This is a genomic window from Trichocoleus sp. ST-U1 (genome assembly GCF_039961835.1).
Classification (GTDB): domain Bacteria; phylum Cyanobacteriota; class Cyanobacteriia; order Cyanobacteriales; family FACHB-T130; genus FACHB-T130.
The window spans coordinates 41,157-54,568 of sequence record NZ_JAMPJZ010000042.1; the positions used below are offsets into that span (position 1 = coordinate 41,157).

Sequence of the window (13,412 nt, forward strand, 5' to 3'; positions counted from 1 at the left end):
CAATCCCAAAATTTATATCTCTATTAAAACCTAGATACCTAAAATAAAATGCGAGAGCCTTTTGTCAGTCTCTCGCGTCAGCAATTCACTTAGATAGCCCTTGCTAGAAGGCTTTGAACGCAGTCGTAGGGACTCACGAGCGTGCATCCCTACCCTTGGGGGTCTAGTTTATACTTTCGTCGCTGCCAACGGTTGGCTCTTTCCAGACGTTAACCGCTCGTAGGTTGCCCGCATCTTCAGACCGACCAGCACTTGGAACAAGCCAGTTCCGTTATTAGAGCCTGGATATTCCCGATGCTTGAGCAACAGTTCGGTCAGTTCCCCGTGGTACTTAGCCGCAGTCTTGCTGAGGTGGCTTTCAATGTAGATGACTTCCTCTAGCTTGTCGAACTGACCATCTACTTCCAGAACGGACACCTCATGACCATAGTAAGAGTCTGGGCCATAGTACATCTTGATGCCAGGGTAGCCGCAGGTTAGCTTACGACCGCAGGGTCTCCAATCAATCGTAGACCCTTCATCAAATAGATAAGCTGGCTCAAAGCCTTCCACGCCATCGCGCTGAAGCAAGCGCACCCGCAGGATTTGACCTACCTTCTCTTCCTTGACTAATTGCGTCGGCAACACCTGGATCACAACGTCAGCGTGTTCCTTCTGCGGCTCGATGTAGGCAGTAAAATCTGGGCGGCGAGCGTTGATGGCAGCGAGTACGTCTTCGTATCGGTGCCCGCGCTCAGCCATATCCCGCTGAATCTTCCAGGCAATCTTAACGTCATCGCTGATGTCGAGATAAACGCTGAAGTCGAGGAGCGATCGCACCCGCTCATCATACAAAGGATGAAGCCCCTCAATCACAATAATATGGTTAGGATCGACTCGCTCTGGAGGATCGATCTCGCCGGTTTCGTGGTTGTAAATTGGCTTTTCAATGGACTGACCGTTCTTGAGCGCTTTGATCTGCTCGGCCATCAGATCGAAGTTATTCGCCTTGGGGTTCAGCGCCGTAATTCCAGTTTCTTTGCGCTGTTTCCGATCCAGGCTATGGTAATCGTCCAGGCAAATCACCGTGACGAAATCTTCCCCAAACAAATCTGTTAATCGGCGCAAAAATGTAGATTTACCGCATCCGGAGTCTCCAGCAACACCAATTAGAACCACGCGATCCAGCTGACTGGTCATAGCTTCCCTCTAACGCAAAAAATTTTTTCTCATTGAGTTTTAAGCAATCTAAATCCTCAGCCCGGAGGGCACCCCGTTGGTTACTCTTGCAGCTCTTGCGACACAGCAAGAAGGCATAACCAGTAGGAGCTTACAGCACCCTAGAGTAAGGCCCGTTGGGGAAGACTCAAGCTTCGTCCAGTAAGTATTTAATACTAGATGTTACACAGTATCTTACCAGAACGGGATAGACGCTACAAGCTAACCCCAGTGGAATCATCTCGCTCAGTATTTATGCTACGGCGTGCCGTGCATTTTTAGAAAGGAAAAATTAAATTGACTCAATGGAGACATTATTTAAATAAATTGCTGGCTACCCTAAAAAAAGCTAGCGAAGGGTTTCCGAATCGCCATCCGGCGAGGAAGAATATCCCTAATATTAGCGACGTTAACTATCCAGATTCAGTCATTGCCCTCTTTTACCTGCCCTCGGTCAGCAGAGCGATATGTGGTGGAAAGACCGCTTTGTAGCAGAATGTTAACAGAAGGTGGGTTCGGAGATATTTAAGAGCAATGTACAATTCCACAGCAGCCAACGGTACTGCAAATTCAGAATCTGGTAGCCGCGTCTTTGTTTATGAAGTGGTGGGCCTGCGTCAGAACGAAGCAACTGACAACGTAAACTACCCGATTCGTCGTAGTGGCAGCGTGTTTATCACAGTGCCCTACAATCGCATGAATCAAGAAATGCAACGGATCGCTCGTTTGGGCGGCAAAATTGTCAGCATCCACCCTCTGGGTGCTGACAACGGAGCAAATGGCTCTAAGGGTAGCTCCCCCAGCTCCCCTGCTGCCGCAAGCGTTGAGTCAAGTGCAACGAATGCTCCTGCCACTTCGCAAACCGTCGCACAGGACACTCAAGCACCAAAAGAGAGTAAGCCTATGACTCAAGCGAAGGAAAAAACGGAAAAAGATATTCCCGTTAATATCTACCGCCCGAATAATCCCTTTATTGGTAAGTGTCTGAGTAATGAAGAGTTAGTTGGTGAGGGTGGGATCGGCACCGTTCGTCACCTGATCTTTGACATCTCTCAAGGGGATCTCCGTTATTTAGAAGGTCAAAGTATTGGCATCATCCCGCCGGGAAATGACAACAAGGGCAAACCCCACAAACTAAGACTGTACTCGATTGCCTCGACTCGTCATGGCGACAAGGTTGATGACAAGACTGTATCGCTGTGTGTCCGGCAACTAGAGTATAAGCATCCAGAAACGGGCGAAATGGTCTATGGTGTTTGCTCCACCCATCTGTGCAATCTCCAGGTTGGGGACGATGTGAAAATTACTGGACCAACTGGTAAAGAAATGTTGTTACCAGAAGATCCGAATGTCAACGTGATCATGTTGGCAACCGGAACGGGTATTGCGCCATTCCGCGCTTACCTGTGGCGGATGTTCAAGGAAAATGAAAGAGCAGTTAACACCGACTACGAATACAAGGGTTTAGCTTGGCTCATTTTCGGGATTCCCACCAGCCCCAACATCCTGTACAAGGAAGAACTTGAAGAACTGCAACAGCAGTACCCTGAAAACTTCCGCCTCACCTATGCCATCAGCCGGGAACAGAAAAACCCCGAAGGCGGCAGAATGTACATTCAGGATCGGGTGGCTGAACACGCTGATGAACTCTGGAAAATGATTCAGCAAGAGAATACCCACACCTATATCTGCGGTTTGAAGGGTATGGAAGGGGGCATTGATGAAGCCCTCTCCGCCGCTGCTGCCAAGGATGGGGTGACTTGGAGCGAATACCAAAGAACGATCAAGAAGGCTGGTCGTTGGCACGTAGAAACCTACTAGGTTACTACTGGCTGGAAGTCCTGCCTAGTCGTCTCTCCTTGACTCTCATAAAAACCCAGTTTCTTTAAGAAACTGGGTTTCTCAGTTTGATGGCGCTCGCTTCAAGCCAACTGGCGCGTCTGTCTTACCAGAATTGAAACTGGGAAGCAGGCGCGTCAATCCTTTGGAGGAAGGTTATTTTCCTGATTCATTGCAAGATATTCAGGCGTGGGCGTAGATTCGCACAGATGAATATCTGCAATGATTATTTTCTCTTGACAAAAGTCCTCAAAGGATATAAATAAAGCAGTCAGTTGATCCAATGATGAGAATTAAGTTAAATTTAATTAAGTTCACGTTTAAGGTGCCAATGTTCGCCCTATAGGGACAAGCCTAAATGTCCTGGTGGTAGCAAATCCAGCTTTTGGCTGGGATTTTCTGCCTAAAGTCTTGCTCAATTAGGTAAAAAAAGGAATGTTTCAGTTCCTTCAATCAGCTCTCATCCCTTGTTTGTGATAACGCTTTATCTGCGCTGAATCTGCTTCTATTAGCCGTATCTAGAGACAACCGATTTATGAAATTTTCCTGGAGAATATTAGTACTTTGGACATTACCCGCCTTAGTCATAGGGTTTTTCCTCTGGCAAGGGGCATTTGCTGCTGCTCCCACCGATATGGGCAAAAACACTGCTAGTACCCGCATGACCTATGGGCGCTTTCTGGAATACCTAGATGCCCAAAGAGTTACCAGTGTTGACCTCTACGATGGGGGTCGGACAGCAATTGTCGAAGCCGTCGATCCGGATCTGGATAACCGCATCCAACGGCTGCGGGTAGATTTGCCAACAACTGCCCCAGAATTGATTGCTAAGCTCAGAAACGCAAATATCAGCTTTGATACCCATCCCGCTCGCAACGATGGAGCTATCTGGGGATTTTTGGGGAATTTAATTTTTCCAATTTTGTTGATTGCTGGGCTGTTCTTCCTATTCCGTCGCTCTAGCAACATTCCTGGCGGTCCGGGGCAAGCCATGAACTTCGGGAAATCAAAAGCTAGATTTCAGATGGAAGCCAAAACCGGCGTCAAATTTGACGACGTCGCCGGGATCGAAGAAGCCAAAGAAGAACTCGAAGAAGTCGTCACATTCCTCAAACTCCCAGAGAAATTCACCGCCGTAGGTGCGAAAATTCCCAAAGGCGTCCTGTTAATTGGTCCTCCAGGAACCGGGAAAACATTACTCGCCAAAGCGATCGCCGGAGAAGCCGGGGTTCCCTTCTTCAGCATCTCCGGTTCGGAATTTGTGGAGATGTTCGTCGGCGTCGGTGCATCCCGCGTCCGGGACTTATTCAAAAAAGCCAAAGAAAACGCTCCCTGCTTAATCTTCATCGATGAAATCGACGCCGTCGGACGGCAAAGAGGCGCAGGAATTGGCGGCGGAAACGACGAACGGGAACAAACCCTCAACCAGCTCTTGACAGAAATGGACGGGTTTGAAGGCAATACTGGAATTATTATCATTGCCGCGACCAACCGTCCCGATGTTCTGGATTCGGCGCTGTTGCGTCCGGGACGTTTTGACCGACAAGTGATGGTGGATGCACCGGATCTGAAGGGACGCCTTGCGGTTCTGGAAGTTCATGCGCGGAATAAGAAAATCGCTCCCGAAGTCTCGCTGGAAAACATTGCTCGTCGGACTCCAGGCTTTACAGGTGCTGACTTAGCGAACTTACTCAACGAAGCTGCCATCTTGACCGCCAGACGGCGGAAAGATGCGGTTACAGAGCTAGAAATCAACGACGCCGTTGACCGGGTGGTAGCGGGGATGGAAGGCACACCGCTGGTGGATAGCAAGAACAAGCGATTAATTGCCTATCACGAAATCGGTCATGCCGTGATCGGCACCCTGTTACCCGGTCACGACGCGGTACAGAAAGTCACCCTTGTACCACGCGGTCAAGCACGAGGACTAACCTGGTATACTCCGGGTGAAGAGCAGGGTTTGTTTTCGCGATCGCAGCTGCTGGCTCGAATTACCGGAATCTTGGGTGGACGTGCAGCGGAAGAAGTCATTTTTGGCGACGACGAAGTAACGACGGGTGCCTGGAATGACTTGGAGAAAGTGACATCCCTGGCGCGGCAGATGGTCACGCGCTTTGGAATGTCGGATTTGGGGCCGCTGTCGTTGGAAACTCCGAATGGGGAAGTATTCTTAGGGCGCGATTGGGGGAGCCGTAGCGAGTATTCTGAAGAAATAGCGACTCGCATTGATACCCAAGTCAGAACAATTGTTGAGCATTGCTATCGGGAAGCTTGTCGGCTGATTTTGGAAAACCGAGTCTTGGTAGACTATCTGGTAGATCTTTTGTTAGACCAAGAAACGATTGAGGGCGATCGCTTTCGTCAAATTGTAACTGAACGCGCCCAAGTGCCTAAGAAAGAGGTAGCACTTCCTTAATTACCTTAATTAAAAGTGCTTGTTCTTTAAACAGAACACTTCTATAAAAGAACTCGTTTTCCTGAAAAAAACGGGTTCTTTTATTGCTAAGATTTGAGCCTGCCAATCTTCGGGGCGTTCCTGTATAACGTTTCTCAGTTGAGTGCAGTATATTGCGGTTTCTAACAAGTAGGGACATGGCATTGCCATGTCCCTACTGATGTATTGCACCCAGTCCTTGAATTGCTTTTGTCTTAGGTAAGAAGGATTGAGCCTAAGAAAATGTTGTCAAGTCGATCAATAATCAATCGTTCGTTGCCCCTGACGTTTCCACCATGATGTCTGACTTCTAGACGGTTGAAGCAAACGTTGCCCAACTTGCCGAACATTACCGGGTTGTTGAGCATACATTGCTTTAAGAACCTGAGCCGGATCTACATAGTTATCGCCATACTTTAATCCCCAGTGGAGATGAGGGCCAGTAGTGCGCCCAGTCATCCCTACCCGACCAATCCGGGCACCTGCTGGCACTTGTTGCCCTTCCCAAACTACAAGACCCCCGCTGCGATCGATGAAATAACGACCGCCATTGGCGGTTTCCACGCTCCCTTTCATGTGACAGTAGACGTGACGCCACGCACCGGACTCCACAGTAATTGAGGTGCCGCAAAGTCTATCTTGTGAGACTTTCACGACTTTCCCTGCCCACCAGTTACGAATGTAACTTCCTTCAGGTGCAGCAATGTCTAAGCCCCGATGGAATTCCAAACCCCCAGAACCAGAAGGAGAGCGACGGTAGCCAAATGCAGAAGTATAGCCTTGAAAATTTTCAACTGGGAAAGATGCCCCTTGCCAACTATTGCCAGTTAATGCCGAACTTGCTCTAACTTCCAATGCCTCAACTGATTTTGGCTGTAATTCTACTGCTGGCATTAACCAGGCTAAAGGCAGCCCTAATAAAAATAGAAATCGTCTTGGATGGAGAAAGCGGTTTTGAAGGTTTTGTGGTACGGACCCTTGCTGCATTGCTTTACTCTTCGTTTGCCCGAATTAAGATCGATAACCGAGAACTGTGGTGCTTATCTACGCAGCCAATTAACCGAAAGATGTTACTTTAGATTGCTGCCGTGTCAAGTTTGGCAGTCAAGCTTTGAGCTGGGGTCTGTCCCAGGGTGGAAATTGTCGGCACCTCACAACTTTTTTAGGCAGTGAGGAACAACCTATATTCACAGATTCTTGACTTTTGTTAAAATCCCTGAAGAGTAACTACTATAGTGTTGTAAAACCCATGCTGATTGAAATTCTACCGTTTAGATTCGAGCTAAATGCGACCGCGATCGCAGGTGCAGGTCTATGGTCGCTGGCTTTATATCTCGGTTGCTCTCCGGTCAGCGAATGGGTGATGGAGCAAATTAATCGCTGGTTTAACTTTGCTGAGCGATCGCTCTACACTTCACAAGAAGAATTTGACAGAACTCGCAAGGGTAGAGAAGCTCAAAATGCCTTCTATGCTTCTATTTTCAGCATTGTGCCTTTTTTCCTGATTGGCGCGGTTTGCAACTACGGAGTAGAACTTGGCTTAGGGCGCAGCTGGGCAATCAGTATGGGAATGCTGGCTTGTGTCGGTTGCGGGATCTACGAACTAGGGCGTCGTAGTGCTTAAAAATTAAGCATTTTGTCTTTCTAACTCCTCACAAACTAGCTTTGCCAGTTTTTGGGCAGCACCCGCTTCACCTCGAATGCTGCGGAGGCGATCGCGCATTTCCTGCAATTTTTCAGGATGATTTAAATAGTCCAAAGCAAATTCTGCAACTTCTGCCGCTTGGAGTTTACCGAGTAATTCTGGAACTATCTGGGTTTTTGCCCAAATATTAGGCCAAGCATATAAACGCCCTTGTTCCATGACTTTTTGCATGATAATCCAGTTGATCGCTTTGGCAAAACTAGAACCGAGAACTGGCAAATTAGCAAGTAAGCCCGGCAACCCATCCCAGCTTCGCATGGCGTCCAGTTGTTGAGTTGGCAATAAGACAATCATCGGGACGGCTAAAGCAGCGAGTTCAGCAGTATTGGCTCCTACGGTCGTAAAACACAGAGAACATTGAGATAGTAAGTCATAAGCTGGCGATCGCGTCCACAGTTCTACTCGCACTCCCGCTGCTGTTTTTAAATACGGAAGTTCTGGCGGATCGGGAGTTATGAGTTCTGCTGTTGCGCCTTTGACTAACTCAATCACTGGATTTTGCCTAGGATCGGCGAATCGAGCTAAAGTTTTTAGATCCAAAGTCGGCGCGACGGGGATCACAAAGCGAGTTTGGGGACGTTTAGCATAGATGCATTCTGCGATCGCCAAGCACAAAGGCACTCCTTGAGCAAGTTTTGCTGGTTTCGACCCAGGCAATAACCCAATCGTTTCGCCCGGATAGATTGCCTCGGAAATTTCTAATTTTTCATTTTTAGTGTTTAATTCTGCCGCTTCTGCCATTAAATCCCCGACAACCGAAAACTTATGAGCATATTTCTGGGGAATGCGGGCGATGAGTTCCGGTTTCATGACGCCAAATCGGTCAATCAAACTGTGCCAACGGGCGTCCCACTCTGCATAAATAACTGTGCGATAACCCAAGCGTCTGCCAATAACGACGGGAAAAACTTGATCTCCACCGAGAAACAGAACCACACCGCGATCGCGCCAATCCCAGTTTTCCGCCGTCTTTCCCCACAGTAAGAACTCCCAAAACTTCTCTGCCCCCTGTACTCGGTCTACTTCCGGGTAAGACTGGGCAATTTCTGCTTCTTTGCCACTCGCGTTGGGACAAGGAGACAGAACGACCGAGATCCGCACTGCCAAACGGTCATCCCCTAGTTGTTCCCGTAAAGCTTTTACCACAGGACGAACCCAGGTCGCTAACTCCCCAGGGCCATTTGAAAGAATCAAGATGTCCGATATTGGCATTCCCCGCCTCTCCAAAACTTAATACTTATTTGCAAAAAAATGAGTAAGCACTTTCATATTTGTCAATAAATATAAAAAATTGTTGCAAAGTTTTTATCGAATTGTGTCAGATAATGCCCAAACCCCTCACTGGGTAAGCATTTTTTGGTAAAAACACTTCATAAGCCAATCAATCATCAGAACCCAGAATTCAGAAAGATGAGCGATCGCCTCAGACTTCTGTATCTTTAATTCTGCCTTCCAAAATAAGAGAACACGTTATCATTTGGAGCCTACGCGAATGTTCACTCACGTCAAGTCCACCATTCGCCACATTGCCCCGGACAACCTGCGGGGGCGATCGCTACTCAAGGTGGTCTATGTCGTGCTAGAGCCGCAGTACCAGAGTGCCCTCTCAGGAGCGGTTCGCTCAATTAACGAGAACCATCCCGGCTTAGCCATCGAAATTAGCGGCTATCTGCTTGAAGAATTGCGCGACCCGGAAAACTACGAGGGTTTTAAGCGAGACGTTGCGGGTGCCAATATCTTTATCGCTTCCCTGATTTTTATTGAAGACTTAGCCGATAAAGTTGTTGCGGCAGTAGAACCCCACCGCGACGCGCTTGATGTCGCTGTTGTCTTTCCATCGATGCCGCAAGTGATGCGCCTGAACAAAATGGGCAGCTTCTCGATGGCCCAGCTAGGGCAATCTAAGAGCGCGATCGCCCAATTCATGCGGAAGCGCAAAGAAAAATCCGGTAGCGGCTTCCAGGATGGGATGCTGAAGCTGCTGCAAACTTTGCCCAAAGTTCTGAAATACCTGCCAATGGACAAAGCGCAGGATGCTCGGAACTTCATGCTCAGCTTCCAATATTGGCTAGGCGGTTCCTCAGAAAACCTAGAGAACTTTCTGCTGATGCTGGCGGATAGATACGTTCTCAAGGGTGTAGAGACGCGCCGTGGCTCGTCTTTCCAATACAAAGACCCCGTCACCTATGTTGATATGGGGATCTGGCACCCCTTGGCACCCCAGATGTTTGAGGATGTCAAAGAATATTTCAACTGGTACAACAGCCGCAACGATATTTCTGCCGATCTCAAAGATCCCCTGGCTCCCTGTGTGGGCTTAGTGCTGCAACGCACTCACCTCGTCACAGGCGACGATGCCCATTATGTGGCGATGGTGCAGGAACTCGAAGCAATGGGCGCACGGGTAATTCCCGTCTTTGCTTCCGGTTTAGATTTTTCTAAGCCAGTTGAGGCTTTCTTCCTCCAAGGCAACCAGACAATCGTGGATACGGTGGTATCCCTGACCGGATTTGCCCTGGTCGGTGGTCCTGCTAGACAAGATCATCCCAAAGCAATTGACACGCTCAAACGCCTGAATCGCCCCTACATGGTGGCACTGCCGCTGGTATTTCAAACAACAGAAGAGTGGGAAAATAGCGATTTAGGGCTGCATCCGGTGCAAGTGGCATTGCAAATTGCCATCCCCGAACTAGATGGAGCGATTGAGCCGATTATCCTTTCCGGAAGGGATGGAGCCACTGGGAAAGCGATCGCCCTTCAAGATCGCATAGAAGCGATCGCGCAACGCGCCTTAAAATGGGCAAACCTGCGCCGCAAGCCAAAACTCCAAAAGAAAGTTGCTATCACCGTCTTCAGTTTCCCACCGGACAAGGGTAACGTCGGAACTGCTGCTTATCTGGATGTATTTGGTTCCATCTACGAGGTGATGAAAGCCCTCAAGCAGAACGGCTACGACCTCCCCGAACTGCCAGAGTCACCGATGGCGTTGATGCAAGAAGTCATCCACGATGCCCAAGCGCAATACAGTACTCCCGAATTGAATATCGCCTATCGGATGTCAGTTCCGGAGTATGAAGACTTAACGCCTTACTCTCAACGGCTAGAAGAAAACTGGGGTAAACCACCCGGACATCTCAACAGCGACGGGCAGAATTTATTAATCTTCGGCAAACACTTTGGCAACGTCTTTATCGGCGTCCAGCCAACCTTTGGCTACGAAGGCGATCCGATGCGGTTGCTATTCTCCCGCTCTGCCAGTCCCCATCACGGTTTTGCCGCTTATTACACCTATTTAGAGCAAATTTGGAAAGCCGACGCCGTGCTGCATTTCGGCACGCATGGGTCGCTGGAATTCATGCCTGGTAAGCAGATGGGGATGTCTAACGAATGTTACCCCGATAACTTGATTGGGAATACTCCCAATCTTTACTACTACGCGGCGAATAACCCCAGCGAAGCCACCATTGCCAAGCGCCGCAGCTACGCGGAAACCATCTCCTACTTAACTCCCCCGGCAGAAAATGCTGGACTCTACAAGGGTTTGCAGGAATTGAGCGAGTTAATCGGTTCTTATCAAACTCTCAAAGATACGGGACGCGGCATCCAGATTGTTAACACGATCGTAGATAAGTCTCGCATGGTGAATCTAGATAAAGATATCGCCTTGCCTGAGAAAGATGCCAAAGAGATGACAGCCGAGGAACGGGATACTCTCGTCGGCTTGGTGTACCGGAGACTGATGGAAATTGAGTCGCGGCTATTGCCTTGTGGCTTGCACGTCGTTGGGAAACCGCCGAGTGCAGAAGAAGCGATCGCGACCTTGGTCAATATCGCCTCTCTCGACCGCAACGAAGAAGAAATTCTCAGTCTTCCTCGCATCATCGCCAACAGCATCGGACGCGACATTGACGACATTTACAAAAACAACGACAAAGGCATCTTAGAAGATGTCCAGCTGTTGCAAGACATCACCCTTGCCACTCGTGCCGCTGTTTCCGCCCTCGTCAAAGAACAAACTGACGCCGATGGTCGCGTTTCCCTCGTTTCCAAGCTCAACTTCTTCAACATGGGCAAGAAGGAACCTTGGATCGAATCCCTGCATAAAGCAGGCTATGCGAAAGTTGATCCAGAAGCGATTAAGCCTCTATTTGAGTATTTGGAATTCTGCCTCCAGCAAGTTTGTGCCGATAACGAACTGGGTGCCTTACTCAAAGGCTTAGAAGGCGAATACATCCTTCCGGGGCCAGGTGGCGATCCTATCCGCAACCCAGATGTCCTGCCGACCGGCAAAAACATCCACGCCCTCGACCCCCAATCTATCCCCACCGCAGCCGCAGTCAAATCCGCCAAAGTCGTTGTAGACCGACTGCTAGAACGGCAACGGGCCGAAACGGGTGCCTATCCCGAAACCATCGCCTGCGTCCTCTGGGGAACCGACAACATCAAAACCTACGGCGAATCCCTCGCCCAAATTATGTGGATGGTGGGCGTAAAACCTGTGCCAGATGCTTTGGGACGAGTCAACAAACTGGAACTGATTCCCCTGGCTGAACTCGGACGCCCCCGCGTTGATGTAGTCATCAACTGTTCTGGTGTCTTCCGCGACTTGTTCATCAACCAGATGAACCTACTTGACCAAGCCGTGAAGATGGCAGCAGAAGCCGATGAACCCCTATCGATGAACTTTGTCCGCAAACACGCCTTACTACAGGCGGAGGAAATGGGCATCAACCTGCGTCAAGCGGCAACTCGCGTTTTCTCTAATGCCTCTGGTTCTTATTCTTCTAATATCAACCTGGCTGTAGAAAACAGCACTTGGGAAAGCGAATCTGAGCTACAAGATATGTATCTCAGCCGCAAATCCTTTGCCTTCACCTCCGATAGCCCAGGCACAATGGAACAGTCGCGTCAGATTTTTGAAGCAACGCTGAAAACCGCCGAAGTGACGTTCCAAAATCTTGATTCTTCCGAGATTAGTCTCACGGATGTGTCTCACTACTTTGACTCTGATCCCACCAAGGTTGTCGCCACTCTGCGCGGCGATGGCAAAACGCCAGCATCCTACATTGCTGACACTACAACCGCCAACGCCCAAGTCCGCACGCTATCAGAAACCGTCCGCTTAGATGCCCGTACCAAACTACTCAATCCCAAGTGGTACGAAGGGATGCTAAGTCACGGTTACGAAGGTGTCCGCGAACTCTCGAAGCGCCTAGTAAATACGATGGGTTGGTCTGCAACTGCTGGTGCAGTCGATAACTGGATTTACGAGGATACAAATACTACGTTTATCCAAGATGAAGAGATGCGGAAGCGGCTAATGAATCTCAATCCTCACTCTTTCCGCAAAGTTGTCGCAACCTTACTCGAAGTCAATGGTCGCGGGTACTGGGAAACCAGCGAAAGCAACTTACAAATGCTACGCGAATTGTATCAGGAGGTTGAAGACCGAATTGAAGGAATAGAATAGTCGTAGACTAAACCCTTGTATGGATGTTGTAGAGACGCGATTAATCGCGTCTCTACATGGTTTAGATAATCCAAAATCTAAAATCCAAAATCGAGAAATGACTGCCCTAACCCTCAATCTAAACCCAATTATTCAACTGACAGACGAGCAATTTTTTCAGCTTTGCCAAGTAAATGAAAATCTAAGATTTGAGCGCACTGCTACGGGAGAATTAATCATCATGTCACCCGCCGGGGGAGAAACAGGAAATCGCAACGCCGGACTAACTGCTCAACTTTGGATTTGGAACGAGCAAAATAGATTGGGTAAAGTTTTCGATTCATCAACAGGTTTCAAACTCCCCAATGGTGCGGATCGTTCTCCTGATGCTGCTTGGGTGAAACTGGAACGATGGGATGCGCTAACTCAGCAGCAGAAAGAGAAATTCCCCCCCATTTGTCCTGATTTTGTAGTTGAGTTACTTTCACCAAGCGATAGTTTGAAAGTCGCTCAAGAGAAAATGAAAGAATATCGAGACAATGGCACTGTTTTGGGTTTGTTAATTAACCGCAAATCCAAGCAAGTATAAATTTATCGCCAAGGTCAAGAAGTAGAAGTGCTGCAATCACCTACTACTTTATCCGGAGAAAATGTTCTCCCTGGATTCGTACTCAATAGACCTCCTGCATGAATGGTCAAGTAGTGTGCCAGTTCATAATCGAGATTGCACAATAAGGGAGTAGATCAGCATCAAGAAACTGGGGAGTTGGTATGCCGTATACGGAGCT

7 protein-coding genes and 1 pseudogene are annotated in these 13,412 nt (G+C 48.7%); 5 read left to right on the forward strand and 3 right to left on the reverse strand.

What is annotated here, in order from left to right:
- Positions 1–168: 168 nt before the first annotated feature.
- Positions 169–1,179 carry a phosphoribulokinase gene (locus NDA06_RS15900; RefSeq protein ID WP_190414500.1) on the reverse strand — a complete coding sequence of 337 codons (1,011 nt, stop codon included), beginning with the start codon at positions 1,177–1,179 and terminating at the stop codon, positions 169–171.
- Positions 1,180–1,731: 552 nt separating this feature from the next.
- Between NDA06_RS15900 and petH the strand changes: the two genes are divergently transcribed.
- Together petH and ftsH2 are read left to right on the forward strand one after the other, a co-directional pair.
- Positions 1,732–3,018, forward strand: a complete 1,287-nt coding sequence (gene petH, locus NDA06_RS15905; protein WP_190429953.1) for a ferredoxin--NADP reductase — start codon at positions 1,732–1,734, stop codon at positions 3,016–3,018.
- Between the two features lie 553 nt (positions 3,019–3,571).
- Positions 3,572–5,452 carry an ATP-dependent zinc metalloprotease FtsH2 gene (gene ftsH2, locus NDA06_RS15910; protein ID WP_348251776.1) on the forward strand — a complete coding sequence of 627 codons (1,881 nt, stop codon included), beginning with the start codon at positions 3,572–3,574 and terminating at the stop codon, positions 5,450–5,452.
- 276 nt (positions 5,453–5,728) lie between these two features.
- Here ftsH2 and NDA06_RS15915 read toward each other — a convergent pair whose 3' ends face one another.
- Complete coding sequence (locus NDA06_RS15915) at positions 5,729–6,364, reverse strand: M23 family metallopeptidase (protein ID WP_347275884.1); 636 nt, start codon at positions 6,362–6,364, stop codon at positions 5,729–5,731.
- Between the two features lie 355 nt (positions 6,365–6,719).
- On the opposite strand from NDA06_RS15915, the gene NDA06_RS15920 reads away from it, so the two are divergent.
- Positions 6,720–7,094, forward strand: coding sequence for a hypothetical protein (locus NDA06_RS15920; protein WP_190410880.1), 375 nt, complete (start codon positions 6,720–6,722; stop codon positions 7,092–7,094).
- A gap of 3 nt (positions 7,095–7,097) precedes the next feature.
- Here the strand turns inward: NDA06_RS15920 and NDA06_RS15925 are convergent, their stop codons facing one another.
- Complete coding sequence (locus NDA06_RS15925; protein ID WP_190987157.1) at positions 7,098–8,387, reverse strand: lipid-A-disaccharide synthase; 1,290 nt, start codon at positions 8,385–8,387, stop codon at positions 7,098–7,100.
- 280 nt (positions 8,388–8,667) lie between these two features.
- Here NDA06_RS15925 and NDA06_RS15930 point away from each other — a divergent pair, with 280 nt between their 5' ends.
- Positions 8,668–12,645: a magnesium chelatase subunit H gene (locus tag NDA06_RS15930; RefSeq protein WP_190987158.1), complete on the forward strand. Its 3,978-nt coding sequence runs from the start codon at positions 8,668–8,670 to the stop codon at positions 12,643–12,645.
- A gap of 97 nt (positions 12,646–12,742) precedes the next feature.
- Positions 12,743–13,315: pseudogene (locus tag NDA06_RS15935) on the forward strand (Uma2 family endonuclease).
- Positions 13,316–13,412: the final 97 nt, after the last annotated feature.

Excerpts from the sequence above, each read along its gene's own strand:
- NDA06_RS15930 (WP_190987158.1), top strand. The coding sequence starts at position 8,668 with ATGTTCACTCACGTCAAGTCCACCATTCGCCACATTGCCCCGGACAAC.
- NDA06_RS15920 (WP_190410880.1), top strand. The coding sequence starts at position 6,720 with ATGCTGATTGAAATTCTACCGTTTAGATTCGAGCTAAATGCGACCGCG.
- ftsH2 (WP_348251776.1), top strand. The coding sequence starts at position 3,572 with ATGAAATTTTCCTGGAGAATATTAGTACTTTGGACATTACCCGCCTTA.
- NDA06_RS15900 (WP_190414500.1), bottom strand. The coding sequence starts at position 1,179 with ATGACCAGTCAGCTGGATCGCGTGGTTCTAATTGGTGTTGCTGGAGAC.
- petH (WP_190429953.1), top strand. The coding sequence starts at position 1,732 with ATGTACAATTCCACAGCAGCCAACGGTACTGCAAATTCAGAATCTGGT.
- NDA06_RS15925 (WP_190987157.1), bottom strand. The coding sequence starts at position 8,387 with ATGCCAATATCGGACATCTTGATTCTTTCAAATGGCCCTGGGGAGTTA.
- NDA06_RS15915 (WP_347275884.1), bottom strand. The coding sequence starts at position 6,364 with ATGCCAGCAGTAGAATTACAGCCAAAATCAGTTGAGGCATTGGAAGTT.